The sequence below is a fragment of the Rathayibacter sp. AY1B6 genome (assembly GCF_002932755.1).
Taxonomy (GTDB): Bacteria; Actinomycetota; Actinomycetes; order Actinomycetales; family Microbacteriaceae; genus Rathayibacter.
Genome location: NZ_PSWL01000033.1, coordinates 12,099 through 37,969 on the forward strand (window position 1 = coordinate 12,099; position 25,871 = coordinate 37,969).

A 25,871-nucleotide genomic window follows, 5' to 3' on the forward strand; every position below is an offset into this window, starting at 1 on the left:
GCGGCGCGGGTGCACACTGATATCAACGCAGTGCGTTCCGGCGGTGGGGCTCGCCGGACCCAACCTCGACGACGTCGACAACAGTCCCTATCTCTGTCAGTGGTGTGCGCGGAGATAGGAGCAGCTGTGATCCGTACGGCGTCACTGTTCTCCGTCCGAGCGCACGAGGATCGGAAAGGTGCGCGTGATGGCTGAGGACGCGATCGTGGTCGGGGTGCAGGCGGATCAGCCGGAAGCGGTGATTCAGGAAGCGCTGCGCTTCGCCGTGCGTTTCGGGGGGCGGTTGGAGTTCGTGCAGGTGGACACGGGCCGGTACGTCATCGACGGGCAGTTCGGAGAGGATCCGCTGGTCGAGCGGTCGATGCCGTTGGATTCGGATGCCGCCGACAGCAGCGAGGATCCGTTCGATCCTGCGATCCTCGAGCGGCTTGACCGGATCGTCGGTGACCGTGTCCCGTGGCAGACGCATCAGATGGCCGGTGACGTTGCACACGCTCTGGCGACGCTCGCGGACCGTGTCGATGCGGTCATGATCATTGTCGGCACGAAGGAGCCGTCTCTGCGTCGAACCGTGCAGGAGGTCTTCTCCGGCGCCGTCGGCGCCCGTCTCGCTCACCGTCAGCACCGGCCGGTCCTCATGATCCCCCTCTCCCCGGACGATGATTCGGAGCCGCTGCCCTGGTCCTGACCGAGGTGCGGGCGTAGGCTGACGGCAGTGGTGATGGATCCCGCCCGAGCGTGAGCTCGAACTGCCGCCGAGGCTGATGGTTCCTACCTTCTCGATCAGAGACCAGGTAGGTGACCCATGCCCGCGCATCCCCCGCTCGTTCTCGTGCGCCACGGTGAGAGCACCGGCAACGCCGACGGTCTCTTCTGCGGCGTCCTCGACGTTCCCCTCACCGACCTCGGACGTGACGAAGCGCGACAGGCGGCGACGCTCCTGAGGGACGCATCGATCGACCCCGATCTGATCCTCACGTCGACCCTGCAACGCTCCACCGAATCGGCCCGGATCATCGCCGGCGCCCTTCCAGGGCGGCCGCGGATCGTCGCGGCCCAGTGGCGGCTGAACGAGCGCAACTACGGAGCGCTCACCGGCCTGTCCAAAAGCGCCGTCAGAGCCCAGTACGGGGCCGACGCCTTCCTGGAGTGGCGCCGGTCGATGGACGTCCGCCCGCCTGCTCTGTCCGCCGCCGCCTTCGCGCAGCTGCACAGGTCCGCGGCGTTCCGTGGGCAGCCGGCCGAGGCGATGACGGAGACGGAGTCGTTGCGCGACGTCGTCCACCGACTGCAGCCGCTCCTCGCGGAGCGCATCCTGCCCGCCCTCGAGGAGGGCGAGACGGTGCTCATCGTCGGGCACGGCAACTCCCTGCGCGCGCTGCGCGCCCTTCTCGAGGACCTCGGCGATGCCGCGGTCCGCGATCTGAACATCCCGACCGGTCAGCCGTACCTGTACGACACCGGGCCGTCCGGGACACCGATCTCGAGGAGCGGACGCTACCTCGACCCCGCAAGAGCCGACCGGGCGGCGATCACGCTCGCCCACGAAGGAGGAACCTGATGAACGCCTACATCAGCCACACCCGCACCAGCATCCACGGATCGGGCGAGTACGTCACCCACCCCGCCGGACACCCGCTGGTCATCACCGACGTCGCCGCACGGCAGATCCTCGACTCCCGCGGCTTCCCGACCGTCGCTGTAACCCTGCGTCTAGACGACGACACCGTCCTGGACGCCTCCGCCCCCGCGGGCGCCTCGACCGGCGCGTTCGAAGCGGTCGAGCTGCGCGACGGCGGCCCCGCGTTCGGCGGACGCGGAGTCCGCTCCGCTGTCGCGGCCGTCGACGGCGAGATCCGCGCCCTCCTGCTCGAGCACTCCTGGACCTCGCTTCGCGAGATCGACGAAGCGCTGCGAGCACTGGATGGAACCGCGAACCTCGCCCGCCTCGGAGCGAACTCCGTCGTCGCCGTCTCCATCGCGGCCGCCCGCGCCTTCGCAGCGCGCACCGGCCTGCCCCTGCATCGGTGGATCGCCGATCACACCGGGGCGACCGCCTCCCTGCCCGTCCCGCACTTCAACGTCATCAACGGCGGCGCGCACGCCGCGAACGGCCTCGACTTTCAAGAGTTCATGATTGCCCCCGTCTCCGCCGGCACCGAGGAGGAGGCAGTGCAGATCGGCGCCGAGATCTATCACGCCCTCGCCGCCCGCGTCCGCACCGCCTACGGCACCTCCGGGCTCGGCGACGAGGGCGGCTTCGCGCCCCCCATCGACCGGCCCGAAGACGCCCTGGACCTCCTCGTCGCAGCGATCACCGACGCCGGATACCAGCCCGGCACCAGTGACATCGCGATCGCGATGGATCCCGCCGCGAACGGCTTCTTCCACGGCGACGGCCACTACACCGTCGCCGGCACCGACCTCGATCGCGACGCACTCGCCCGCTACTACGAGAAGCTGATCGCCGACTACCCGATCCGCAGCATCGAGGACGGCTTCGCCGAGGACGACCACGAGGGCTGGGCCCTCCTCGCCCACACCATCAGCGACCGGGTGCAGCTCGTGGGAGACGACCTCTACGTCACCGACGCCGACCGCATCCGCGACGGAGCCCGCAACGGCTACTCCAACGCCGCACTCATCAAGCCCAATCAGATCGGCACCGTCACCGGCACCCTCGACGCGATCGCGGCCGCGCACGACGCCGGCATGCGCTGCATGGTCTCCCACCGCTCCGGCGAGACCCTCGACACCTTCATCGCCGACCTCTCGGTGGGAACCGGAGTCGGGCAGATCAAATCCGGCGCCCCCGCGCGCGGTGAGAGGGTCGCGAAGTACAACCGCCTCGTCGACCTCGAGCACCTCGACCCCACGCTGCACTACGGCCTCACCCACTGACCCGCCCCCTCCCGAAAGGTCCCACTCCCCGTGACTGACGACCGCCACCGTCACCGCCCCCCGGACCCCGACCCCGAGCTGCCGGTCGACAGCGACCTCGACGTCGAGGACGCCCCCGACGGGACGCCACGTCCCGTGCACCTGCGCCTGCGATACCTCCTCCTCGTCGCCGCCGGCGGCACAGTCGGGACCGGGGCGCGGGAGGGCCTGACCCTCGCGTTCCCCGCCGATCCCGCCTTCGACACCGTCATCTTCGCCATCAACATCGTCGGCGCGCTCCTACTCGGCGTACTCCTGGAGAGCCTCGCCAGAGCCGGCAGCGACGAAGGCCGACGCCGCACCGCACGGCTGCTGCTCGGTACCGGAGCGCTCGGAGGCTTCACCACCTACAGCACCCTCGCCACCGACACCGCCCACCTGCTCACCACAGGACACCCCGCACCCGCCGCGCTCTACGCGCTCGGCACCGTCCTCCTCGGCGCCCTCGCGTCCTGGACCGGAATCGCCCTCGCCGCCGCACTCCACCGGCGACGCACGCAGAGGAAGGCGCCGGCATGACACCCGCACTGTTCCTCGCGCTCTCCCTCGCCGGCGGAATCGGAGCCGCAACACGGCTCCTCCTCGACGGGCTCATCAAAGCCCGCACCGGCGGCGCCTACCCCTGGGGCACCACCGTCATCAACGTCACCGGATCACTCCTCCTCGGCCTGATCACCGGCCTCGCCCTCGCAGGCATCGCCCCCGAGCCGTGGCGACTCGTCCTCGGCACCGGCTTCCTCGGCGGCTACACCACCTTCTCCACCGCCAGCCTCGAAACCGTCCGCCTCCTCGCCGAAAGACGCCGCCTCGCCTCCGCCACCAACGCCCTCGGCACGCTCCTCCTCAGCGTCATCGCCGCAGCAACAGGACTCTGGCTCGGAGGCGCGCGATGAGCATCATCGGTGCACCCTCACCGGCCTCCTGCAGAACACCATCACCCGATCCCTCCTCGTCGCCACTGACGGGTCCACCAGCCGAACGAGCGCGACCTCCGCGAAGACCGATGGGAGCTCCAAGGGGTGCCCGCAGCCCGGATCCAGGCCGAGCTCGCCCGGACGCTTCAAGCGGCCGCGAGAGCGGGAGCGGTTCTCTTCCTCGATAGCGAATCTGGACCGTGCTGCGGAAGTGGGGTGACGGGGTCGTTCGGCCGGGTCGGGGTGGGGTTGTAGGTGGTCTGGTCGCGGAAGATCGCCCAGATGACGTTGATGCGGCGCCGCGCGAGAGCGATCAGCGCCTGCTTGTGCGACTTCCCCTCGTGGCGTTTCCGTTCGTAGAACGAGCGCGAGACCGGGCAGTTTCTCGACGCGAGGAACGCTGCCTGGAAGCAGGCGTTCAACAGCCTCCGGTCGTAGCGCCGTGGCCGGTGGTGATTGCCGGAGATCTTCCCGGAATCGCGCGGCACCGGGGCGAGACCGGCGAAGCTGGCCAGCCTGTCAGGCGTCTCAAACGCGGCGAGGTCGGTACCGGTCGCGGCGAGGAAATCCGCGGCGAGCCTGCGCCCGAACCCCGGGATGGACACCAGCAGATCCGCGGACCTGCTGTCCTGCAGAACGGCTTCGATCTCCGCATCGAGCTCTGCGACCTCGTCGCGGATGCGGAGCAGATCACGCGCGGATCGGCTCACCAACCGAGCCGCCGCGCCCTCCCCCACGACGACCGATGTCTGCTCGCGAGCAGCGTCGATCGCTGTCTTGGCCACGGCCGCGGACTTCCAGCAGCCCTGCCCCTTCAACCATGACGCCAGCCGGCTCTCGCCCATCCGCCGGATCGCTCCCGGGGTCGCGTATCGGGTGAGCAGTACCAGAGGTCCTCTGGTCGTCGCGTAGTTGAACGCTCCCTCGAGCGACGGGAAGTAGTGGACCAGGATGGCGCGCAGTCGGTTCACGGCGCGGGTGCGGTCGTGCACCAGATCCTCCCGTCGGGCGGAGAGCAGGCGCAGCTCCGCGGTGACCTCGTCGGCCTGGCGCATCAGCGTCATGTCTCGCCGGATCCGGGCCTGGTCGGCGATGATCACCGCGTCCTTAGCGTCGGTCTTCGCCTCGCCCCGGTAGGCACCCGAGGCGTGGTGCACGACGCGGCCCGAGATGTAGAACAGCGGCTGCGCGTGCGAGTTCAGGAGCGTCTGCAGCAGCCCCGTCCCGCCGTGGTTGAGGTCCGTCGCCCAGGCGACGTCGGTGCCGCCCGGCAGCGATGCGACGTCGCCCATCAGGGTCAGGATCGCCGTTTCTCGGTTCTTGAACCGTTGCGAGAGCAGCTTGGTTCCGTTGGTGTCGATGACGACGCAGTGGTGTTCGGTCTTGCCGGCGTCGATACCGGCCCAGAGTTGTGGCATGCAGGGTCCTTCCGTTGAGGGTGCGGTGCGCCGTGAACGACCGTGCCGGCATGTCCTTATGGGGCGATCTGGTCGCGTTTCTCAATGAGCGGTCCTGCCGTTGCGGGGTCCCGGGCGGCTAATCACGGCGTGCCATCAGGCGGCTGAAGGCGGTCAGCCATACCCGGGACCCCTGGCGCGTTCCGGAGCCTACAACTGCTCCGAATCCACGGAAATAACGGTAAGGAAGGCGGTTCTCCGCCTGAGCAACCGGAGGGCGCAGTGCAACCCGCAGGGCGGCGGTGGAGAGAGTTTCGGCGCGATGTGAGGGAGCAAAGCTCCCGCGTGCCGAAAGTCTCGGAGGAGCCGGTGGCGCAGCCACTTGAACGGAGCCCGTAGGTAGCTACGACCGCAGCGAAGCGGAGGGAGCCGCCGAAGGCTTCACGGCAAAAAAGGGTGTGAGCCCGTAGGGCGACCAACGGCGGCCGGCGCAGCCGGGCGACCTCTAGGCGGTGCTCCGTCGCCGCTGCACGAGCGCAGCTCGCGCCTCCCGGAACGGGATCCCCGGGGAGCGTGAGGGGCCCGCCCCTCAGGGTCTATCTACCTATATATATAGGTACGCCGCGGCCCTCAGCTCGCTGTGGCTGTGTACACGACGGTTCGCGGTCCTTCATCCGCTGCTCGTGGACACGGGCCGTGGAACACGGCACGCCGAGAGCAGCGGTGCGATGCTCGACCGTCTCGTGAACGATCGTTCGCGAACACCTCGGCAGTGGTCGCTCAAATCGATTTCTGTCGATAACATCGGTGCATGCCGATTGATCACGTGCGGGGCACCTCTGCCGCCGTCTCCCTCTTTCACTCTTTGGCCGACCCGAAGCGTCTCCAGATCGTGCGGCGACTTCAGCATGGTGAGGCTCGGGTCAGTGATCTAGTGGCGGAGCTGGGCGTGGCGCAGTCGACGGCTTCTGAGCACATGAGCTGCCTGCGCGAGTGCGGCCTGGTCGTGGGGCGTGCAGAGGGACGGCAGGTGTTCTACTCGTTGGCCCGTCCGGAGCTGATCGATCTTCTCGAGTCCGCTGAGGCACTTTTGGAGGCGACGGGGTTCCAAGCGGATCTGTGCGGCACGTTCGGGGCGGAAGCACGGAGCGCACGTGACGTGGACGCTGCCGCATCGGAGGTCCGTCGGGGCGTGGAAGTGGCGCCGTGATCGGCACTATCGCGGCGGCAATCGGACTGTTCGCTGCGACGAACATCGATGACATCGTGGTTCTGACGGTGCTGTTCCTCGCGTCCGCCCGTGGCTCGCTGCCGGGCTGGAAGGTTGTGGCGGGGCAGTACCTCGGCTTCGCGACTCTCGTCGCGATCAGCGTCGTTGCCGCCGCCGGGTTGACGATCATCCCGGATGAGTGGGTGGGGCTTTTGGGCCTGATCCCGCTGGCGATCGGTCTGTACGGGCTCATCCGCACCCTGCGCAGCAGGGGCGATGATGACGACGACGATGACGAGAGTTCGATCAGTGCGGTCGGGCTGCTGGGCGTTGCGGGGATCACGATCGCGAACGGCGCGGACAACATCTCCCTCTACACGCCCGTATTCCGCACGAGCCCGATCGCGGACACGGTGGTCACGATCATCGTGTTCTTCCTCCTCGTCGCGGTGTGGTGCCTGATCGCTCGCGTCGTCGGCACGAACAAGACGGTGACCGAGCTGTTGGAGAGGGTCGAGCACTGGCTCGTGCCTGCCGTATTCATCGGCCTGGGTCTGTTCATCCTGATCGAGTCGGGTGTTCTGCCTCGACTCCTCGAGCTGTTCTGATGCCCGCCACGCACAGGCTCGTCCTCCGAGTGGCTTTCATCGCTGCGCTGATTGCGGCCGCGTTCGGTCTTGATCAGCTCACGAAGAGCTGGGCCCTGACAGCGCTGGAAGACGGACGCACGATCGAGCTCGCTCTCGGAGCGCGGTTCGAGTTGATCTTCAACCCCGGCGTCGCCTTCGGGATGGGCTCCGAGCTGGGACCTGCACTGGCGGTCGGACTGATCGTCATTCTTGTGACCCTCACGGTGTGGGTGTTCGTGCGGACCATCCGCGGGGCTCCGCTGGGTGGACCGGCACTTCTCGCTCTCGCCGCCGGCGGTGGCGCAGGGAACATCTGGGACCGCATCAGCCGAGCCGCGGACACGCCGCTGGGCGGAGAGGTCGTCGACTTCATCGCGGTCGACTGGTTCGCGATCTTCAACGTCGCCGACATCTTCACCACCTGCGGCATCGCCGGCTGGGCCCTCCTGCAGGTCTTCGGCAGAGCGGACGCGCCCCAACCACAGACGAGCGAAACCTGATCGAGGCGCAGCCCTGAGCCTCACCGTTCGCCGGATCACGGCGCCGTCCCCTTGTTTCTGCCGACCACCGGCCTGACAGAAAGCACCACCCGTGAAAACCAGCACCAAGGTCAACCTGATCGCCATCGCCGCGGCTGTCTTCGTCGTCGCGGTCATCGCCGCGATCGCGATCTTCCGGCCCTTCTCCGCCTCCCGCGAAGAGGTCGCCGCCGCGACGCCCGTCCTCGAGCAGAACACCCACATGCTCGATCAGGCGGAGGACGGGAAGGTGACGCTGGTCGAGTTCCTCGACTTCGAGTGCGAGGTCTGCGCGGCCGTCTACCCGACCATCGAGCAGCTGCGTGAGGAGTACGCAGGCCGGGTCACCTTCGCGACCCGCTACTTCCCGATTCCCTCGCATCGCAACTCCGAGAATGCCGCTCTCGCCGTCGAGGCAGCAGCGCGGCAGGACCGGTTCGAGGAGATGTACGACCGGATGTTCCAGACGCAGGCGAGCTGGGGCGAGAGCCAAGACTCCAAGGCCGACGTGTTCCGCGGCTTCGCGGAGGAGATCGGCCTCGACCTGGAGCAGTACGACGCGGATGTGGCCGACCCGTCGACGCTCGAGCGGGTGCGCTTTGATTTCGAGGCGGGCAAGGACCTGGGGGTGCAGGGCACGCCGACGATCTTCGTCAACGACGAGGCGATCCAGCTCGAACGCCTCGAAGACATCCAGGCCGCTCTCGACGCCGCTCTCGCCTCGTGAGCGCCCTCAGCCGCCGCGCCCTGCTGGCCCTTCCCCCGCTCGCGATGATCGGCATCGGGACCAGCGGATGCGCGCGGGACGACCTCGCGGAGCAGTACCGCGGCGGGTCGAACAAGAACTACGTCGCCGGTGACGGCACCGTCATCGAATGGCCTGTCGGCAGCCGCGGCGAGCCGGTCGACTTCGCCGGAACGAGCGAAACGGGCGACGCGATCAGCTCCGAGGATTACCGCGGGCAGGTGCTCGTCGTGAACTTCTGGTACGCCGCCTGCGCCCCCTGCCGCGCCGAAGCACCCGACCTGCAAGCGCTGCACGAGCAGTACGACGGGAACGGAGCGGCGTTTCTCGGTGTCAACGTTCGCGACCAAGCCGACACCGCCACCTCGTTCGCGAACACCTACGGCATCACCTACCCCTCGATCATCGATACCGACGCCGCCGTGGCCCTCGCGTTCTCTGGGAAGTTCGCCGCGAACGCCGTCCCTACCACCCTCGTGCTCGACGTCGACGGCCGACCCGCCGCGCGGATCCTCGGCCGGGTCACCGCCCGCTCCATCCTCGACACCCTCATCGCGGACACCATCGCGGAGGCGGCCTCGTGAACTGGGGAGAGGCTGTGTTCAGCGGCCAACTCCTGCTCGCCGCGCCCATCGCGGTCCTCGCCGGCCTCGTCTCGTTCGCGTCCCCGTGCGTGCTCCCCCTCGTCCCCGGCTACCTCGCCTACATCGGCGGAAACCCCGACCTCGCCACAGGCAGCCGGCGCCGCCTCGTCGCCGGAGTGGGCCTGTTCATCGCCGGTTTCGCCGTCGTCTTCATCGCCTACGGCGCCGCGTTCGGCGCCCTCGGGACATGGCTGCTCGAATGGCAGGACACCGTCACCCGCATCCTCGGAGTGCTCGTGATCCTCATGGGCGTCGTGTTCATCGGGCAGGTCCGGTTCCTGCAACGCACCATCCGCCCCCGCTGGAAACCCGCGACCGGACTCGCCGGAGCACCCCTGCTCGGTGTGGTGTTCGGGCTCGGCTGGACACCCTGCTTCGGGCCCACCCTCGCCGCGATCTCCGCGCTGAGCCTGGACGGCGCCTCCGCCGGCCGCGGCGCGTTCCTCGGCCTGCTGTACTGCCTGGGCCTGGGACTGCCGTTCCTGCTGATCGCCCTCGGATTCTCCTGGGCCGCCACCGCGACCAGCTTCCTCAAACGCCACATCCGCACCATCAACCTCCTCGGCGGAGGGCTACTCATCCTCATCGGCACCGCCATGGTCAGCGGCCTGTGGACCCAGTTGATCTACCGCCTCCAGAACCTGATCAACGGATTCGTCCTCCCCATCTGACCCGTCACCCCCGCCCCGAGAGGACCACCGAATGAGCGCACTCACCCCCGCCGAGACCGAACAGCTGACCCGACGCGGGCTGCGCCTGGCGCAGTTCACCGTCGCCTACAACGTCATCGAGGGCATCGTCGCGATCGCGGCCGGTATCGCCGCGGGACTCGTGTCCGTGATCGGGTTCGGCATCGACTCCGGCATCGAGTCGATCGCCGCCGTGCTGGTAGGGCTGCGCCTGGCGGCGCGGCTGCGGCATGGTGAGGCGGACGAAGCGAAGGAGCGGCGCACGTTGAAGTTCGTCGCCGTGACGTTCTTCCTCCTCGCCGCCTACGTGAGCATCGAGGGCATCCGCAGCCTGATCGCGGGTGACGCTCCCGAGTCCTCCCCGGTCAGCATCGTGCTCCTGATCCTCTCGATCATCGTCATGCCGGTCCTTGCGGCGGTGAAAACGCGTGTCGGGAAGAGGCTCGGAGACCCCCTGATCCTCGCGGACGCAGCGGAGACTCGGATCTGCGTGCTGTTGAGCGTCTCCACCCTCGTCGGGCTCGTCCTCTACGCCCTCACTGGAGCCGCGTGGCTTGACCCGGTTGCAGGGTTCGTCATCGCTCTCTTCGCCATTCACGAGGGACGCGAGGCCTGGGAAGGCGAGCTCGTAGAAGACGACGATGACGATGACTAGAGCGGGCGCCGACAGGCGAGCCACGAGCGGGCTGACGATCGATGTTCCGGGGCAGACACCCTCAACCTCAGAAGTGCTCTCCTCGGGTGCGACGCGCACGGCGGGAGGATGATCGGAGAATGATGATCGAGGTTCTTCACATCGACGACTGCCCGAACTGGAAGGACGTCGGCCCTCGCCTGGACCAGGCGCTGAAGTCCACCGGCCACTCCGACATCCCCGTCACCTACCGGCTTCTGGCGACACCGGAGGACGCCGCCGGCGTCGCTTTCGCGGGTTCCCCGACGATCACCCTCGACGGGGAAGACCTGTTCCCGTCGGGCGGGCGGACCACGGATCTTGCCTGTCGGATCTACTTCACGCCGAGCGGGCTGGCGGGTCTTCCGACGACGGAGCAGCTCGTGGAAGCGATCGCTGCCCGTGAACCCTGATTCCTCCGTCACCTGTTCCTGCTGCGGACGGGCCCGCCGTCGACGTCAGGTTCACGCACTCAACGATGGCGCCGCGTACGTGTGCCGGCGGTGCGGGCTCTGGATAGCGCTGCGCCCGGGCAGCGATCACCCCCGCGCCTCCTCATTGTCTCGGCGCTGACACGCCGGAACTCAACGCCGGTCAGGTCGTTCGGGTTGCTCTCAGCCCGAGCCGGGTGCGGCCGCGAGGCTTGAGGACGGACAGGGCGGTGATAACCACGAGAACGACGGCGCCGCCGGCGGTCGCGACGACCAGTTGCGTGCGGGTTCCCTCGAGCGTGGAGGGGATGAGCCCGTGGCGGGCGGCGAGGGACATCGTTTCGATGAGGCGCGTGTGCAGCAGGAGGACTGCGGTTGCGAAGACACTCAGCCACAGCTTGATCGCCACCCAGTAGTGGCGCACCAGTCCCCAGTGCGTTCCGAGGCCTTGCAGGATTCCGGTGGCGAGGGAGGCGAGGGCGAACGGGATGATGACGAACGTCCCCAGCGGGTCCAACGCCAAGTAGGCGCTTCGGACCGTGAAGGGGTCGCTGCTGGTCGCTCCGACGAGCGCGATCGCGAGGAACGCGCCCACCGCGCCGAACCAGCCCACGGACACCAGGACGTGGACGGTGAGGGCGACTCGGCGAGCTCGCGGGCCGAGCATCATCAGTGATTCATCATCTGCGCCCCGCCGCCGGTGAGCAGGTGCACGACGATGAAGCCGATCGCGAGGACGACGACGACGACCATGAACACCTTCACCCAGCGGGGGCGCTCCGGGACGGGCGACGGCGTGCCAGACGGGTTGGAGTCACTCATGCGCTCAGCCTAGGCACCCGCCCAACCCATCCCGTATCGATGTGGTGCGTTGCCCCTGCCCCGACATCTTCGGTCAAGTCGGGAATCTTCCGCCCGATCACCCCGTTGTCTGATACCCCCGGGGGGTATACCGTCGGATCAGGCCGGAAGCGGCCGGAAGGAGTCATGATGGCGCAGCACCACCTGCACGATGACGAGCACGAGAGTGCTCACCGCACCGTCGAAGCACGCGACGTCGACGCGGGAAGGACAGGTCATCACGTGAGTACGGCCCCTGACGGGCACGCCGGGCACCAGATGCGCGGAGCGCCTGATCCTCACGCAGGCCACAACATGACGGCGGGCGCTGCCGGCCACGGCGGCCACGGCGGCCACGGCGGCCACGGCGATCATGTCGGCCAGTTCCGGCGGTTGTTCTGGATCATGCTGGTGTTCGCGGTGCCGGTGGTCGTGTTCAGCGGCATGTTCTCGATGATCCTGGGCTACTCCCTCCCCGACGTTGCGGGGGTCGGCTGGATCTCGCCGGTGCTCGGGACGGTGATGTACGTCTGGGGCGGCCGGCCCTTCCTGCAGGGGGCGGTGTCGGAGCTGCGCTCGAGGACGCCGGGGATGATGCTGCTGATCGCTCTGGCGATCACGGTCGCGTTCCTCGCGTCGTGGGGTGCGAGCGCGGGGCTGCTGGATCACGAGCTGGACTTCTGGTGGGAGCTGGCGCTGCTGATCGTGATCATGCTGCTCGGGCACTGGATCGAGATGCGCTCTCTCGCGCAGACGTCCTCGGCGCTGGACTCTCTCGCGGCGCTGCTGCCGGATGAGGCGGAGCGGGTGCGCGAGGGTGAGGTGGAGAAGGTGTCTCCCGCGGACCTGGTGCAGGGGGATGTCGTGGTCGTGCGTCCCGGCGGCCGGGTGCCGGCGGACGGCCGGGTGCTGGAGGGCACCGCGGACGTGGATGAGTCGATGATCACCGGGGAGTCCCGCCCGGTCAGTCGCGGCCCGGGATCGATGGTCGTGGCCGGCACGGTCGCCACGGACACGGCGTTGCGGGTGGAGGTGACGGCCGTCGGCGACGACACCGCTCTCGCCGGCATCCAGCGCCTGGTCACGGAGGCGCAGAACTCGTCCTCCCGGGCGCAGCGCATCGCTGATGTTGCCGCCGGGTGGTTGTTCTGGTTCGCGTTGGGCGCGGGAGTGATCACCGCGATCGTGTGGTCGCTGCTGGGCAGTCCCGACGAGGCGGTGATCCGCACCATCACGGTTCTGGTCATCGCGTGCCCGCACGCGCTGGGACTCGCGATCCCGCTGGTGGTGTCCATCGCGACCGAGCGGGCCGCGAAGGGCGGCGTCCTCGTCAAGGACCGTCTCGCGTTGGAGAGCATGCGCACGGTGACCACGGTCCTGTTCGACAAGACGGGCACCCTGACCAAGGGCGAGCCGACGCTCGCCGCCGTGCACACTGTCGACGGGGTGAACGAGGAGCAGCTGCTCGCGGTCGCTGCGGCGGTCGAGGCGGACAGTGAGCACCCTCTCGCTCGGGCGATCGTGGCAGCCGCGAACAGCCGCGGCGTGCGGGTGCCGGCAGCGACCGGTTTCCAGGCGTCGACCGCTGTCGGCGTCACGGCGCAGGTCGAGGGGCGTGCGGTGAGCGTGGGCGGTCCGTCGATGCTGCGCGCGCACGACGCTGCCGCGCTCGAGCAGACGCGCGCGTGGGAGGCGGAGGGGATGATCATCCTCCACGTCCTCGCCGGCGGTCGGGTCATCGGGGCTCTCGGGCTCGCGGATGAGGTGCGGGAGGAGTCCCGGCAGGCTGTCGACGCGCTGCACGCGATCGGCGTGCAGGTGGTCATGATCACCGGCGACGCGGAAGCGGTCGCCCGCACCGTGGGCGAGGAGCTCGGCATCGACCGGGTGTTCGCCGGCGTGAAGCCGGAGGACAAGGCCGCGAAGGTCATCGAGTTGCAGCGCGAGGGCCGACGGGTCGCGATGGTCGGTGACGGCGTCAACGACGCTCCCGCTCTCGCGCAGGCCGACGTGGGAATCGCGATCGGCGCAGGCACCGATGTCGCGATCGCATCCGCCGGGGTGATCCTGGCCTCCGATGACCCCCGGTCGGTGCTGTCCGTGATCGAGCTGTCCCGGGCCAGCTACCGGAAGATGAAGCAGAACCTGTGGTGGGCGGCCGGCTACAACCTCCTCTCCGTCCCCCTGGCCGCGGGAGTGCTCGCGCCGATCGGGTTCGTGCTGCCGATGTCGGTCGGGGCTCTGCTGATGTCCGCGTCCACGGTCGTCGTCGCCGTGAACGCGCAGCTGCTGCGCCGCCTGGAGCTGTCCCCGCAGGCCAGCACCCGCGCCGCGCGCGAACGCGACACCAGCCCAGTCCGTCACGAGGAGGGCCGCAGTACCGTCCAGGTGCGCCCGTAGTCGCCGGAGGCGACCACTCCGCGCTCGTCGGCGGCAAGGACCCACTGTTCTTCGCCGTCGACGAGCGCGAACGCCTCCGGCTGCCCCTCGAGGGTTCCGTGGCTCTGCCAGGAGCCCTCGAGAGTTCCCGTCCACAACGTCCCGTCGACGTCGACACCGACCAGCTGCCCGCCGGCACTGCCGTCCACGAGGAACAGGGCGGGCGCGCCGGAGACGGGCCGGAACGTGACCGCGGCGTCCTCGCTGACCTGTAAGCCCGTCTCGGTCGTCGCGAACACCCGGTCGGGACGCTCGGGGTCCACGGTCAGATCGCGCAGCGGCAGTTGCGCAGACGGGGTCCATGCGGCGCCGGAGTCGTCGCTGCGGAGGATGACGCCGCGGCTCGCGTCGTACCCGTACACGCGGGTCGCCGCATCGGTGAGAGCGACGGTCGCGAGGTCGTGGAAATCCGTCTCCCCACTCAGGGACACCGGCTCCCAGGTCGCGGCCGCATCGATGCTGCGGATCAGACCCAGGTTGGGTCCTGGCGCGGACCTGTCGGCGGGGTCGGGATGCCCGGAGGCGTAGAACACTCCCTCCGGGGTGATCGTGAACCCCATCGTGTCCTGCGCCCGGCCGGCGACCGGCCCTCCGCCCGCTTCGTCGTCGGTCGGGGTGGGGCTGGCCGGGTAGGTGTCCGGGAGGGTGTCGGTGGGGATCACCCACACTCCCGAGTGCGCAGCCGCGTAGGTGAGCCCGGTCACCGGATCCCAGCCCAGCCCGTGCACGTGCTCCAACCCTGCCGGCGCGGCCACGAGCGCGCCCGTCTCCACGCGGCCTGACGAAACGCAGCCGGTGAGCAGCGCCACCGTCACGGCGGCGCCGACGATGACGGCGAGACGCCGCGTGCGGCGCGAGCGGTGCCCGCAATGCTCAGCCAAGGCCGACACCCAGATCGCTCATGAAGCCTTCCGGGTCCACGGGGCTCCCGTCCACGCGCGTTTCAAAGTGCAGGTGACAGCCGGAGGAGGCGCCGGTGGAGCCCACGAGAGCGATCAGGTCGCCGGCGGCGACCGTGTCACCCACGTCCACGAGCAGGTCGCTGTTGTGCGCGTAGCCGGTCTCGATGCCGTCGCTGCTCGCCAGCAGGATCCAGTTGCCGTAGCTGCCGGCGTAGCCGGCTTCCTCGACCGTGCCGCCAGTCGCTGCGACCACCGGGGTTCCGCAGGGGGCGGCGAGGTCGGTGCCCTTGTGGAACGCGCTCACGCCCGCGACCGGGGCATCCGGGCGAGGACCGAACGTGCTCGAGATGCGCCCCGCGACCGGCACCCGCCAGGTAGCGGACGCGACCTCGCTGTCCTCAGTGGATGCGGCGGACTCTTCTGATGCGTCGTCCACGAGTTCCGTGGCGACGGCGGCGGTCACCAGCACCTCGGGTTTGGCTTCCGCGCCGAACGTGTCCCGGGTGACGGTGAGCTGCACCGCGCCGGCCGCGACGAACGTCTGCGGCTGCGCCTCGCTGACGGCCAGGGTCGTGGTCTTGGTCGGGGTGCCGTCGACGGCGAACGCGGGCATGGAGGAGGTCACCGCGATCATCGTGACGAGAGTCATCGCGGACATCCCAGCCAGGCGCGGCCGCATCGTGGCCGTGCCCGGCGGGGCCGGGCGCGGGCGGGCCGCGACGCGGGCGGCGTGCTGCAACGCCTGCGCGTCGGCTCGCGAGGGCGCCGTGTACGTCACCCGGCGTCCGAGCGTGAGCGCAGCCTGCCGCGGGGAGGCATCGCGGGTGCGGGTTCGGGTGCGGTGCACGTCGCGGCGGCGCGGGTCGCTCGTCGGCGTCGACGCGGCGCTCACCGGGCGACTCCCGAGCGAAGCGGACGGGGGTGAAGAGGAAGGCGGTGCATAGGGGGACGTTTCTGGTTCGAGCGCCCTCAGAGGGCGCGAAGAAGTAGAGGGTGGGGATCGCCAGGTACGGCGACCCCCACCGGGGCGCGGCGGTAGCGCGCACGGGCGCGACGCAGCAGCGCTCCGCCTGCCCAGGAGGGGGAAGGGGCGTCAGAAAGACGGGTCAGCGGGACGCGAGGAGATCCTGCATGGTTGCGATCTCCTCGGTCTGGGTCTGCACGATCGTGTTCGCCATGTCGATGGCGTCCGCGTTCTGGCCCTCGTCGACCTCGGTCTGCGCCATCTCCACGGCGCCCTCGTGGTGCATCATCATCTGCTCGAGGAACAGCGTCTCCGCCTCGGCGCCGGTCGCGCTCTCCAGCGAGGACATGTCCTCGTCGGACATCATCCCGTCCATGCTGTGATCCATGCCCGACATCGAGTCCTCAGCGCCCCACGCGCTGATCCACTCCTCGAGCTGCGCGATCTCCGGACCCTGCGCTTCCTTGATCTGGGTCGCGAGGTCGGTGACGTCGGTGCTGATGCCGTCCTTCGCGAGGATCATGTCGGCCATCTCCACCGCCTGCTCGTGGTGGGGCTTCATCATCTGCGCGAACATCACGTCCTGATCGTTGAAGTCCGCCTCCGCCGCAGCAGTCGAAGACGGCGACGCGGACGCGGACGAGGAGGAGCTGCTGTGGTCCATGCCGCCCGTGCCGGAGCTGTCCGAGCAGGCGGCCAGAGTAATTGCGGTCGCCAGAGCGAGAGTCGAGGCGAGAAGAGTGCGCTTGGTGTTCATGAGTGTCGTATCCGTTCAGTAGGTAGCAGGAATCGCCGGAACCGCGCCCTGCGGGCGGGGTGATGAGGTCGCAGCGGACGCTGCGACGACAGGCGAATCAGGTGCGACTGATCGACAACACCGTCAACGACGGCAGATACACATGGAACTTCGCGCGCGGAACGAGCAGCAGAAGACGCGGACCCGCGTCGAGCACGCGCGCGAACAGCGCCGGCACCCGGGCCAGGAGGATCAGGGACGCGAGGAAGAAGACGATGACGCACGTCGCCGCCATCAGAGCGCACCCCATCGCGCAACTGTCATCACACGGCACCATCGGCACGACCGCGCCCTGATCGGCGCCAGCCACGAGAGCCATCCCGCCTGTCGACGCAGCTACCGGGTCGGCGTGAGCATCGGTCTGCGCATGCGTGTGTCCTGCGGACACAGACGCGTCGGAATGGCTGCCCATCATCGAGTGCATCGCGAACACGCCCAGCAGCAGAGCCGCCAACGTCAGCACCACGACCACCGCGCGCATCAGCGGCGCGGACAGCTTAGAAACGACGCTGTCGCTCATGATCCACACCTCCGACACTGCTCGTCACTCGTCCGAGGGCATCAGAAGGGACGCCCATGCATACCCCCCTAGAGTATGCAGAAAGCAGCCGGAGCGGCTGAAAACCCCCTCCGTACCCGTCCGCCCCGCGCAGCAGCGGACGAGCTGCACCAGCACCCGGGGGATGAGGACACCGTGACCGAGCAGACGAGCGAGCAGACCGACATCACCGGCGCCCACGGCTACATCTCCGACAAGGACCAGTACCTCCGCCGCCTTCGCCGCATCGAGGGGCAGGCTCGCGGCCTGCAGAACATGGTTGAAGACGAGCAGTACTGCATCAAGATCCTCACCCAGATCTCCGCGATGACCAGCGCCCTCGAGTCCGTCGCGCTCGGTCTCCTGAACGACCACCTGAACCACTGCGTCCTCGAGGCCGCCGCAGCCGGCGGCGACGAAGCGAAGATCAAGCTGCAAGAAGCCTCCGACGCCATCGCGCGGCTCGTCCGCTCCTGACGTTCAAGTGCGCAACCCGCCCTGAATGACGCCGGCGGTCCTCGACGCAGCGGGATACCGGCGCCCTGGCTAAGCGTTCCCGCTTGTCCTTCGACGGCTTCACGGCAGTTCGATCCGCTGCGATCCGTGGGATGAGGCGAACGAACACGACCGCAGTAGCGCCGCAGCCTGGCGCAGGCGTGCCGAGGTGAGCGATGACATCGGCTATCGGGGCAGCAGTTCGGTTCGTAGGGTCGGACTTATGGAACCGTCTCGACAGCTACCCGCCATCGGCGCCCCGGCCTCCCGCGCGCTCGAGGAAGCGGGCGTGCATGATGCGGACGACCTGCGGCGGGTGGGCCTGGACCACCTCGCGACCCTCCATGGGGTAGGACCTAAGGCTCTCCGACTTCTCCAGCAGACCCTCGACGCCGACGCGCGCAAGCGGTGACAGCCGATCGATCGGGTGCTCTCCATGCACCCCGAGCATGTGTGTTCCTGCGACATGCTCGCGCCTTTGAGCTGTCCGGAGCGGCCCGTCCGGGCTGTTCTGCCGCCAGTGGTGGCGGGGGTCGCTGACATGATGACGGGGTGCTGATCGCGTACCTGGACGAGTCCTACACACAGGACTTCTACTTCATCGGCGCTGCCGTGACGACACAGGAGAAGTGGGAGCAGCTCGAGCACGGCTACGCCGCTCTCCGGGAGCAGATCGCCGCGGATCACGGGGTGCCGGCGGATGTCGAGTTTCACGGGCACGAGCTGATGGGCGGCGCCGGCGAGTGGGCTCCTCTGCGCGGGAAGCATCGTGAGGCGGCGGGCATCTACGCGGCCGCGCTGCGCATCGCGCAGGAGGCAGAAGTCCGCTACCTGTTCCGGGGCGTGGACGTGAAGCGCCTGAACGCCCGGTACCGGTACCCGGAGCAGCCGCACAAGATCGTGCTGCAGCACCTGCTCGAGCGGGTGAACGAGTACCGCCGTGACGTCTTCTCCTTCGATACCGAGGAGGTGATCGTCGTCGCCGACGAGATCGCGACGCAGGAGGAGCACCGGCGGCAGTTCGAGAGCTACCGGTCACTGGGCACGCCGGGCTACCTGACGAGCCGCCTTAACCTGATTTCCTCCCCGATCCAGTTCGCGTCCTCGAGGAACGCCGCCGGGGTGCAGGCGGCCGACCTCGCGATCTACCTGCACCGGCGTCGGCAGACGGTGACGGAGACGCACCCGAAGTCCGCGGCGACGATGACGCGCCTGGGCGCTCTGATCGACGCGTCGACGTCGCACGACCGGATCTGGACGCCTTAAAAACGAAGACCCCGCTAGGCGGGGTCTTCGGCTGGCAACGTTCCGGGAACCGGCCCGTTGTGACGATCACGATACACGCGGATCCTGGGCGAGTCACGGCGTCACGGTCGCCTTCGCTCGATGAGGATCGTGTCGCGCCAGCGGCCGGCCGCAGGCCCGTATGTCATCTGCGCGATGCGCTCCCGGATGCCCACGCGCCGGAATCCCGCGCGGTCGTGGAGGGCGAGACTGGCGGTGTTCTCGGGGAAGATGCTCGACTGGATCGTCCACAGGTCCGCGTCGTCCGCTGCGGCGATGAGCGCGGCGAGCAGCGTCGATCCGACGCCGCGGCCGCGTGCGGCGGCGGCGATGTAGACGGAGTGCTCGACCACGCCCCGGTAGACGGGCCGGGTCGAGACCTTCGACAACGCAGCCCAACCGAGGATCTGTTCTCCGTCGACGGCGACCAGGCGCCCGACGTCGAGCTTCCCTCCATCGAACGCCTCCCACGTGGGCGGTTCGGCCTCGAAGGTGGCGTGTCCGGTCGTGATCCCGTCGCTGTAGATCGTCTCGACCGCCGGCCAGTCCTCGGGGGTCATCGGCCGGATGCTGGTCATGAGCAGCAGCTCCCTCCGGCGGATCCGATGTCGGTGGAGCAGACGCCGGTCTCGGGGAGCACGAGCTGCACGCGCCGGGCGGCGGCGTGATCGCCGGCGAGCTCGTCCGCGATGGAGCGGACCTGCTCGTAGCCGGTGACGAGCAGGAAGGTCGGCGCCCTGCCGTACGACTTCATCCCCGCGATGAAGAAGTTCGGCTCGGGGTGGGCGAGTTCCGCGACGCCGTGGGGGTCGACGGTGCCGCAGGAGTGCAGGTTCGGGTCGATGAGCGAGGCGAGTGCGCGCGGCGCTTCCACGATCTCGTCCAGGGAGACGCGGATCTCGCGCAGCATGTCGAGGTCGGGCCGGAACCCGGTGGCCTGCACCACGACATCGACTTCCACGCTCTCGCGCTCCTTCCGGCGCCGCCCCATCACCGTGACGCCGCCGGAGGGTGCCTTCTCGAGGCGGTCGATTTCGAAGCGGTCCAGGAGGGTGATCGCGCCGTCGCGGACGAGCTGGTGGACGGTGCCGCCGAGCTTGCCGCGCTCCTCGAGCTCGTCGTCGCCGGAGCCGAAGACGCGCACCGGGCTCGTGCCGCGGATCGCCCACGTGATCCTCGTCTCCGGTTCCTCGCGGGCGAGTCGAGCGAGCTTGATCAGGGTGTTCGCGGCGGAGTGGCCGGCGCCGACGACGAGGACGCTTTTCCCGGCGAACCGGGCACGGTCCGCACCGAGCACGTCCGGCAGTGCGTGGCTGAGGTGCTCCGCGACATCAAGGACACCGATTGGGTCAAGGCCCGCGGAGGCGAGCGCGTTGGGCGTGGAGTAGGTGCCGGAGGTGTCGATGACCGCGCGCGCGGTGACGTCGACGGCGCCCTCCGGAGTGTCCAGGCGCAGCAGGAACGGGGTCGCAGCGCGGCCGGTGGAGCGGGTGCGATCCATGCCCTCACGAGAGACGGCGGTGACACGGGAGCGGTAGCGGATGACCGGGGCGAGCTCCGGGGTCGCGGCGAGAGGAGCGAGGTAGTCGCGGACGAACTCGTGCCCGGTGGGCAGCTTCTTCGCTGCGGGGGCCTCCCAGCCGGCGGCGTCGAGCAGGCGCCCGGCGGCCGCGTCGACCAGGAACTCCCACGGGGAGAACAAGCGAGTGTGACCCCACTGCTGCACAGCGGCACCTGCGCTCTCACCCGCCTCGTAGACGATGACGTCGAGGCCGCGCTCGAGCAGCTGCGCGGCGGCGGCGAGACCCACGGGGCCGGCGCCGATGACGGCGACGGGCAGGCCGGTGAGGCGGCGCTCGTCGGTGCGGGGCGGGACGGTCAGCAGCAGGGTCATCAGGTGCACTCCTCAACATCGACGGTCATCGATGGATCGAGTCTGCCCCGGCATATCGATGGCTGTCAATGTGTGGGAGGGTGGAGGCATGGCGACGACCGAGCTGACTCTCACCGCGGCGGCGGCCGCGTGCTGCGCGCCGCTCGCGCGCGAGCCGCTGAGCGCCGAGGGCGCGGAGCTGCTGGCGCGAGCGTTGAAGGCGATGGCGGATCCGGCGAGGCTCCGCCTGGTGTCGATCGTGGCGTCGAGCAGCTCGGGCGAGGTGTGCGTGTGCGACTTCACGGAGCCGGTCGGGCTGAGTCAGCCGACCGTGTCGCACCACTTGAAGATCCTCGTGGACGCCGGGATCCTGGCCCGCGAGAAGCGCGGCACGTGGGCGTACTTCTCCCTCGTCCCCGGCGCGCTCGACTCCCTCGCCGGGATGCTCACCCGCGTCTGATCAGGCGGCCGTGACCCTCGCCGCGAGAGCGTCAACGCGCGCGGCGAGCTCGTCGTAGGCCGCGTCGAACGCGGCATCCGTGCCGGCGGGTACCGGGTCGGGGATCGACCAGTGCAGCGCCTCCGAGCCGAGCGCCTCGTGAGCGGCGTCGCAGACCGTGACGACAAGGTCGGTGTCGGCGGCGACGTCCGCGAACTGCTGCGGCGCGCCTTCGGGCAGCGGGAGGCCGTGGCGTTCGGCGGTCGCGATCGCGCCGGCCGCCACCGCGGCGGCCGGGTGGGTGCCGGCGGACGCCACGGGGATGGTGCTGCGCTGCGCCCAGAGCTGCGCGGCGAGCTGGGACCGGGCGGAGTTCGCGGTGCACACGAACAGCACCCGTCGCGCTGCGGCGGTGGTCGAGGGGCCGAGCTGGTCGAACGCGCCGGGGAGCAGGTGGACGTAGCTGCGGCGCCGGTCCGCCTCCGAGCGGCGCCGGAGGATCATGCCCTCGCGCTCGAGGACGGCGAGGTGGTGCGCGACGAGGTTCGAGGGCATCCCGAGCCGGTCCTGCAGCTCCCGCGGCGCCAGGTCTCCGAGAGTGAGCAGGTCCACGATCCGCAGGCGCGCGGGATCACTGAGGGCGGCGTGCCGGGCGGCGCGCGCTTCCAGGTCGGTTCGCTCGGTGTTCATTGACTCAATCTTGACTGAGTGATCGCGAGCGGTCAAGATGGCCGACGTCATGGACACCACTTCATCTCCTCCGCTCGCTCGTCGGGCCGCGGCCGAGTTCCTCGGCACGGGCCTGCTCGTGGCGATCGTCGTCGGCTCCGGCATCGCCGCGCAGTCGCTCTCTCCGGACGACGTCGGCCTGCAGCTGCTGGAGAACTCCCTCGCGACCGCGCTGGGACTGGCGGTGCTGATCCTCGTCTTCGGCCCGGTGTCGGGGGCGCACTTCAACCCGCTCGTCTCCGCCGTCGACGCACTCCTCGGTCGTCGCGACCGCACCGGCCTGTCCGGTCGGGGGCTGGCGGTGTTCGTCGGCGCTCAGCTGCTCGGCGGCATCGGCGGCGCGGTCCTCGCGAACGCGATGTTCGAGGTCCCGACCTCGATCGCGACGACCGAGCGCGTCACCGCCGGCCACCTGCTCGGGGAGGTCGTCGCCACCGCCGGCCTGGTCCTCGTGATCCTCTCCCTCGCCCGCACGCACCGCGGCCCGCTCGCCGCGGCCGCGGTCGGCGCGTACATCGGCGCGGCTTACTGGTTCACGTCCTCGACCTCGTTCGCGAACCCCGCCGTGACCGTCGGCCGCGTCTTCACCGACACCTTCGCCGGCATCGCCCCCACCTCCGTCCTGCCGTTCGTCGCTGCGCAGCTCGTCGGCGCCGCGATCGGCGTCGGCATCGCCGTGTTCCTCTTCCCGGGCGCCGCCCGGGCCGCCGGGAGCCTCGTGATCCCGGCCACCTCGACCACTTCGCACGCCTAATCCGAAAGGCCCATCTGATGCATCTCGTCGCCATCGGCGGCAGCGACGCGGGGATCTCCGCCGCACTGCGCGCCCGCGAGCTCGACCCGTCCGTCGACGTGACCGTCGTCGTCGCCGACTCGTACCCGAACTTCTCCATCTGCGGGATCCCGTACTACTTCTCCCGCGAGGTGCAGCCGTGGCAGTCGCTCGCGCACCGCAGCCACGCCGATCTCGAAGCCACCGGCATGACCCTGCGCCTGGACACCTTCGCGACCGACATCGACGTCGCCGGGCAGCAGCTCACCGTCCGCACCCCCGACGGGACGCTCGACCGGATCGGGTACGACGAGCTGATCGTCGGCACCGGCGCCCTCGCCTCCTCCGCCGGCATCGCCGGCGTGGACGAGCTGGGGCCGGAGGACGGAGTGCACGTGCTGCACTCGATGGGCGACACCTTCGCCCTCGAGCGCTACCTCGACAGCCGCGACCCGCAGACCGCGATCATCGTCGGCGCCGGCTACGTGGGCCTGGAGATGGCCGAAGCCCTCACCGTCCGCGGCCTCCACGTCACTCAGCTGCAGCGCGGCCCCGAAGTGCTCTCCACCCTCGACCCAGAACTCGGCGCCCTCGTCCACACCGAACTCGACCAGCACGGCGTCGAAGTGCTCACCCGCACGACCGTCGCCTCGATCGAGAAGACCGCCGCCGGACTCGCCGTCCACGCCGACCACGACGGCACACCCCTCACTCGGACCGCCGACGTCGTGCTCCTCGTCGTCGGCGTGAAGCCGAACACCGACCTGCTCGCCCGCGCTGGAGCATCCCTCGGCGCCGGCCGCGCGGTCGTCGTCGACGAGGCGATGCGCACGGGCCTGCCGCACGTGTTCGCCGCGGGCGACGGAGTGACCACGCACCACCGCCTCCTCGGCAGCACCTACCTGCCGCTGGGCACCACCGCGCACAAGCAGGGTCGGGTCGCGGGCGAGAACGCCCTCGGCGGCGAAGCCCGGTTCGCCGGCTCCGTCGGCACGCAGGTCGTGAAGGTGTTCGACCTCGTCGCCTCCCGCACCGGCCTGCGCGAGCACGAGGCTCTCGCCGCCGGGTACGTCCCGGCGACGACGACCGCGGTCGCAGACGACCACAAGCGGTACTACCCGGGCGCACAGCCGATCACGATCCGCATCACCGGCGACACGCGCGATGGGCGCCTGCTCGGCGCGCAGCTCGTCGGCCGCCTGGGCACCGAGACGGCCAAGCGCGTCGATACCTACGCGACCGCCCTGTTCGCGGGGCTCACCGTCGAGCAGGTCTCGGACCTCGACCTCTCCTACACGCCTCCGCTCGGCTCCCCGTGGGACGCCGTGCAAATCGCCACCCAGACCTGGACCCGTACGACCACCGGAAGCAGCATCCCCGCATGACTCAGAAGCCCACCGTCCTCTTCCTCTGCCAGCACAACGCCGGCCGCTCCCAACTCGGCGCAGGCCTGCTCGAAATCCTCGCCGGAGACCGTCACACCGCCACCTCCGCCGGGCTCTCGCCCGCCGACACGGTGAACCCCGCGATCGCCGCGACCGTCGCGGAGCTCGGCCTCGACATCAGCGACCGCACCCCCCGCGCCGTCACGGTCGAGGACCTCGAGAACGCGGACATCGTCGTCGCCATGAAGCCCGGCCTCACGCTCCCCGCGACCCCGTCCGGTCGGTTCCTGGAGTGGAAGTTCCCCGACCCGACTGACTGGAGCGCTGAGAACGTCCGCCCCCTCCGAGAGGCGGTCGCCGCCCGGATCCAAGCCGAGCTCCTTACCTAGGCGCGTCAGGCGGCCGCGAGGGCGATGGCGGGTCCGCTCCTTGATGGCGACTCTGGACCGTGCTGCGGAAGCGGGGTGACGGGATCGTTCGGCCGGGTCGGGGTGGGGGTGTAGGTCGTCTGGTCGCGGAAGATCGCCCAGATGACGTTGATGCGGCGCCGAGCGAGAGCGATCAGCGCCTGCTTGTGCGACTTCCCTTCTCCACGTTTCCGTTCGTAGAACGAGCGCGAGACAGGGCAGTTTCTCGACGCGATGAACGCTGCCTGGAAGCAGGCGTTCAACAGCCTCCGGTCGTAGCGCCGTGGCCGGTGGCGGTTGCCGGAGATCTTCCCGGAATCACGCGGCACCGGAGCGAGGCCCGCGAAGCTGGCCAGCCGATCGGGCGTCTCGAACGCGGTGAGGTCAGTGCCGGTCGCGGCGAGGAAATCCGCGGCGAGCCTGCGCCCGAACCCCGGAATCGACACCAGCAGATCCGCGGCCCTGCTGTCCTGCAAAGCGGCGTCGATCTCCGCGTCGAGCTCTGCGACCTCGTCGCGGATGCGGAGCAGATCACGCGCGGACCGGTTGACCAGCCGCGCTGCTGCCCCCTCCCCCACGACGACTGACGTCTGCTCGCGAGCAGCGTCGATCGCTGCCTTCGCCACGGCCGCGGACTTCCAGCAACCCTGCCCCTTCAACCACGACGCCAGCCGCGCCTCCCCCATCCGTCGGATCGCTCCGGGGGTCGCGTACCGGGTGAGCAGCACCAACGGTCCTCTGGTCGTCGCGTAGTTGAACGCTCCCTCGAGCGACGGGAAGTAGTGGACCAGGATGGCGCGCAGTCGGTTCACGGCGCGGGTGCGGTCGTGCACCAGATCCTCCCGGCGCGCCGAGAGCAGGCGCAGTTCCGCGGTGACCTCGCCGGCCTGACGCATCAGCGTCACATCTCGACGGGTCCGCGCCTGGTCGGCGATGATCACCGCGTCCTTCGCGTCCGTCTTCGCCTCGCCCCGGTACGCGCCCGAGGCGTGGTGCACGACGCGGCCCGAGATGTAGAACAGCGGCTGCGCATGCGAGCTGAGCAGCGTCTGCAGCAGCCCCGTCCCGCCGTGGTTGAGGTCCGTCGCCCAGGCGACGTCGGTGCCGCCCGGCAGCGATGCGACGTCGCCCATCAGGGTCAGGATCGCCGTTTCTCGGTTCTTGAACCGTTGCGAGAGCAGCTTGGTTCCGTTGGTGTCGATGACGACGCAGTGGTGT

The 25,871-nt window shown here is 69.5% G+C and carries 31 protein-coding genes and 1 riboswitch; of the genes, 20 read left to right on the forward strand and 11 right to left on the reverse strand.

Features of this window, described 5'->3' with window-relative positions; genetic code table 11:
• Window positions 1-187: 187 nt before the first annotated feature.
• The 5 genes from C5D08_RS15125 to crcB all read left to right on the forward strand — a co-directional run bounded on the left by C5D08_RS15125 (window position 188) and on the right by crcB (window position 3,833).
• Entirely contained in the window at window positions 188-688 is a 501-nt protein-coding gene (locus C5D08_RS15125; protein WP_146079716.1) for a universal stress protein, read from the forward strand.
• A 20-nt stretch (window positions 689-708) separates the two neighbouring features.
• A riboswitch (Fluoride riboswitch) is annotated at window positions 709-781 on the forward strand.
• A gap of 24 nt (window positions 782-805) precedes the next feature.
• Window positions 806-1,561, forward strand: a complete 756-nt coding sequence (locus C5D08_RS15130) for a 2,3-diphosphoglycerate-dependent phosphoglycerate mutase (RefSeq protein ID WP_104277736.1) — start codon at window positions 806-808, stop codon at window positions 1,559-1,561.
• Complete coding sequence (gene eno, locus C5D08_RS15135) at window positions 1,561-2,901, forward strand: phosphopyruvate hydratase (RefSeq protein ID WP_104277737.1); 1,341 nt, start codon at window positions 1,561-1,563, stop codon at window positions 2,899-2,901. The genes C5D08_RS15130 and eno overlap by 1 nt, the downstream gene beginning before the upstream one ends.
• A 30-nt stretch (window positions 2,902-2,931) precedes the next feature.
• Window positions 2,932-3,459, forward strand: coding sequence for a CrcB family protein (locus tag C5D08_RS15140; RefSeq protein ID WP_258067427.1), 528 nt, complete (start codon window positions 2,932-2,934; stop codon window positions 3,457-3,459).
• A complete protein-coding gene (crcB, locus tag C5D08_RS15145; protein ID WP_104277738.1) occupies window positions 3,456-3,833 on the forward strand; it encodes a fluoride efflux transporter CrcB in 378 nt (125 codons plus the stop codon). Before C5D08_RS15140 ends, crcB begins: the two co-directional genes overlap by 4 nt.
• A gap of 167 nt (window positions 3,834-4,000) precedes the next feature.
• On the opposite strand, the gene C5D08_RS15150 is transcribed toward crcB, so the two are convergent.
• The gene (locus tag C5D08_RS15150; protein WP_258067428.1) at window positions 4,001-5,272 is read right to left on the reverse strand and encodes an IS110 family transposase; all 1,272 of its coding nucleotides are present in this window, start codon (window positions 5,270-5,272) and stop codon (window positions 4,001-4,003) included.
• A 790-nt stretch (window positions 5,273-6,062) separates the two neighbouring features.
• Here C5D08_RS15150 and C5D08_RS15155 point away from each other — a divergent pair.
• From C5D08_RS15155 to C5D08_RS15190, 8 genes are all read left to right on the forward strand, one after another.
• Window positions 6,063-6,461 carry a helix-turn-helix transcriptional regulator gene (locus C5D08_RS15155; RefSeq protein WP_055794452.1) on the forward strand — a complete coding sequence of 133 codons (399 nt, stop codon included), beginning with the start codon at window positions 6,063-6,065 and terminating at the stop codon, window positions 6,459-6,461.
• Window positions 6,458-7,069 carry a cadmium resistance transporter gene (locus tag C5D08_RS15160; protein ID WP_055794455.1) on the forward strand — a complete coding sequence of 204 codons (612 nt, stop codon included), beginning with the start codon at window positions 6,458-6,460 and terminating at the stop codon, window positions 7,067-7,069. The genes C5D08_RS15155 and C5D08_RS15160 overlap by 4 nt, the downstream gene beginning before the upstream one ends.
• A complete protein-coding gene (locus tag C5D08_RS15165; RefSeq protein WP_104277739.1) occupies window positions 7,069-7,590 on the forward strand; it encodes a signal peptidase II in 522 nt (173 codons plus the stop codon). Before C5D08_RS15160 ends, C5D08_RS15165 begins: the two co-directional genes overlap by 1 nt.
• 91 nt (window positions 7,591-7,681) lie before the next feature.
• On the forward strand, window positions 7,682-8,335 hold the full coding sequence (locus C5D08_RS15170; RefSeq protein WP_082481720.1) for a thioredoxin domain-containing protein: 654 nt from the start codon (window positions 7,682-7,684) through the stop codon (window positions 8,333-8,335).
• Window positions 8,332-8,937 carry a TlpA disulfide reductase family protein gene (locus C5D08_RS15175; protein ID WP_104233615.1) on the forward strand — a complete coding sequence of 202 codons (606 nt, stop codon included), beginning with the start codon at window positions 8,332-8,334 and terminating at the stop codon, window positions 8,935-8,937. Before C5D08_RS15170 ends, C5D08_RS15175 begins: the two co-directional genes overlap by 4 nt.
• Before the next feature lie 14 nt (window positions 8,938-8,951).
• Window positions 8,952-9,668, forward strand: coding sequence for a cytochrome c biogenesis CcdA family protein (locus tag C5D08_RS15180; protein WP_374952936.1), 717 nt, complete (start codon window positions 8,952-8,954; stop codon window positions 9,666-9,668).
• Between the two features lie 31 nt (window positions 9,669-9,699).
• Window positions 9,700-10,341: a cation diffusion facilitator family transporter gene (locus C5D08_RS15185; RefSeq protein ID WP_055794460.1), complete on the forward strand. Its 642-nt coding sequence runs from the start codon at window positions 9,700-9,702 to the stop codon at window positions 10,339-10,341.
• A 119-nt stretch (window positions 10,342-10,460) separates the two neighbouring features.
• On the forward strand, window positions 10,461-10,772 hold the full coding sequence (locus C5D08_RS15190) for a hypothetical protein (RefSeq protein WP_055794463.1): 312 nt from the start codon (window positions 10,461-10,463) through the stop codon (window positions 10,770-10,772).
• A 181-nt stretch (window positions 10,773-10,953) separates the two neighbouring features.
• Here the strand turns inward: C5D08_RS15190 and C5D08_RS15195 are convergent, their stop codons facing one another.
• The gene (locus C5D08_RS15195) at window positions 10,954-11,460 is read right to left on the reverse strand and encodes a DUF2269 domain-containing protein (protein WP_219812359.1); all 507 of its coding nucleotides are present in this window, start codon (window positions 11,458-11,460) and stop codon (window positions 10,954-10,956) included.
• The gene (locus tag C5D08_RS17120; protein WP_157603228.1) at window positions 11,460-11,612 is read right to left on the reverse strand and encodes a hypothetical protein; all 153 of its coding nucleotides are present in this window, start codon (window positions 11,610-11,612) and stop codon (window positions 11,460-11,462) included. The genes C5D08_RS15195 and C5D08_RS17120 overlap by 1 nt, the downstream gene beginning before the upstream one ends.
• Before the next feature lie 333 nt (window positions 11,613-11,945).
• Here C5D08_RS17120 and C5D08_RS15200 point away from each other — a divergent pair, with 333 nt between their 5' ends.
• On the forward strand, window positions 11,946-14,030 hold the full coding sequence (locus C5D08_RS15200) for a heavy metal translocating P-type ATPase (protein WP_374953959.1): 2,085 nt from the start codon (window positions 11,946-11,948) through the stop codon (window positions 14,028-14,030).
• On the opposite strand, the gene C5D08_RS15205 is transcribed toward C5D08_RS15200, so the two are convergent.
• The 4 genes from C5D08_RS15205 to C5D08_RS15220 all read right to left on the reverse strand — a co-directional run bounded on the left by C5D08_RS15205 (window position 13,991) and on the right by C5D08_RS15220 (window position 17,251).
• Window positions 13,991-14,950 (reverse strand): F510_1955 family glycosylhydrolase, encoded by a 960-nt coding sequence (locus C5D08_RS15205; RefSeq protein ID WP_146078441.1) that lies wholly within the window; start codon window positions 14,948-14,950, stop codon window positions 13,991-13,993. The two genes, C5D08_RS15200 and C5D08_RS15205, sit on opposite strands and share 40 nt — an antisense overlap.
• Window positions 14,943-15,620, reverse strand: a complete 678-nt coding sequence (locus C5D08_RS15210) for a M23 family metallopeptidase (RefSeq protein WP_146083184.1) — start codon at window positions 15,618-15,620, stop codon at window positions 14,943-14,945. The genes C5D08_RS15205 and C5D08_RS15210 overlap by 8 nt, the downstream gene beginning before the upstream one ends.
• Before the next feature lie 457 nt (window positions 15,621-16,077).
• Complete coding sequence (locus C5D08_RS15215) at window positions 16,078-16,692, reverse strand: DUF305 domain-containing protein (protein WP_104256095.1); 615 nt, start codon at window positions 16,690-16,692, stop codon at window positions 16,078-16,080.
• Between the two features lie 97 nt (window positions 16,693-16,789).
• Window positions 16,790-17,251, reverse strand: coding sequence for a hypothetical protein (locus C5D08_RS15220; RefSeq protein WP_146078443.1), 462 nt, complete (start codon window positions 17,249-17,251; stop codon window positions 16,790-16,792).
• Between the two features lie 174 nt (window positions 17,252-17,425).
• On the opposite strand from C5D08_RS15220, the gene C5D08_RS15225 reads away from it, so the two are divergent.
• Window positions 17,426-17,746: a metal-sensitive transcriptional regulator gene (locus C5D08_RS15225; RefSeq protein ID WP_055794478.1), complete on the forward strand. Its 321-nt coding sequence runs from the start codon at window positions 17,426-17,428 to the stop codon at window positions 17,744-17,746.
• A 570-nt stretch (window positions 17,747-18,316) separates the two neighbouring features.
• On the forward strand, window positions 18,317-19,030 hold the full coding sequence (locus C5D08_RS15235) for a DUF3800 domain-containing protein (RefSeq protein WP_055794482.1): 714 nt from the start codon (window positions 18,317-18,319) through the stop codon (window positions 19,028-19,030).
• 101 nt (window positions 19,031-19,131) lie between these two features.
• Here C5D08_RS15235 and C5D08_RS15240 read toward each other — a convergent pair whose 3' ends face one another.
• Window positions 19,132-19,626 (reverse strand): GNAT family N-acetyltransferase, encoded by a 495-nt coding sequence (locus C5D08_RS15240; protein WP_104277741.1) that lies wholly within the window; start codon window positions 19,624-19,626, stop codon window positions 19,132-19,134.
• Window positions 19,623-20,942: an FAD-dependent oxidoreductase gene (locus tag C5D08_RS15245; RefSeq protein ID WP_104277742.1), complete on the reverse strand. Its 1,320-nt coding sequence runs from the start codon at window positions 20,940-20,942 to the stop codon at window positions 19,623-19,625. The genes C5D08_RS15240 and C5D08_RS15245 overlap by 4 nt, the downstream gene beginning before the upstream one ends.
• 88 nt (window positions 20,943-21,030) lie before the next feature.
• On the opposite strand from C5D08_RS15245, the gene C5D08_RS15250 reads away from it, so the two are divergent.
• Entirely contained in the window at window positions 21,031-21,381 is a 351-nt protein-coding gene (locus C5D08_RS15250) for a helix-turn-helix transcriptional regulator (RefSeq protein WP_055794488.1), read from the forward strand.
• On the opposite strand, the gene C5D08_RS15255 is transcribed toward C5D08_RS15250, so the two are convergent.
• Window positions 21,382-22,050, reverse strand: coding sequence for an ArsR family transcriptional regulator (locus C5D08_RS15255; RefSeq protein ID WP_104277743.1), 669 nt, complete (start codon window positions 22,048-22,050; stop codon window positions 21,382-21,384). It lies immediately after the preceding gene.
• A 49-nt stretch (window positions 22,051-22,099) separates the two neighbouring features.
• Here C5D08_RS15255 and C5D08_RS15260 point away from each other — a divergent pair, with 49 nt between their 5' ends.
• From C5D08_RS15260 to C5D08_RS15270, 3 genes are read left to right on the forward strand one after another with little or no spacing between them, the layout of a single operon-like run.
• Window positions 22,100-22,843, forward strand: a complete 744-nt coding sequence (locus C5D08_RS15260) for an MIP/aquaporin family protein (protein ID WP_104277748.1) — start codon at window positions 22,100-22,102, stop codon at window positions 22,841-22,843.
• A gap of 17 nt (window positions 22,844-22,860) precedes the next feature.
• On the forward strand, window positions 22,861-24,246 hold the full coding sequence (locus C5D08_RS15265; RefSeq protein ID WP_104277744.1) for an FAD-dependent oxidoreductase: 1,386 nt from the start codon (window positions 22,861-22,863) through the stop codon (window positions 24,244-24,246).
• A complete protein-coding gene (locus C5D08_RS15270) occupies window positions 24,243-24,635 on the forward strand; it encodes a low molecular weight phosphatase family protein (RefSeq protein WP_104277745.1) in 393 nt (130 codons plus the stop codon). Before C5D08_RS15265 ends, C5D08_RS15270 begins: the two co-directional genes overlap by 4 nt.
• Before the next feature lie 5 nt (window positions 24,636-24,640).
• On the opposite strand, the gene C5D08_RS15275 is transcribed toward C5D08_RS15270, so the two are convergent.
• The coding region (locus C5D08_RS15275; protein WP_258067429.1) for an IS110 family transposase at window positions 24,641-25,871 on the reverse strand (1,231 nt) is incomplete at its 5' end.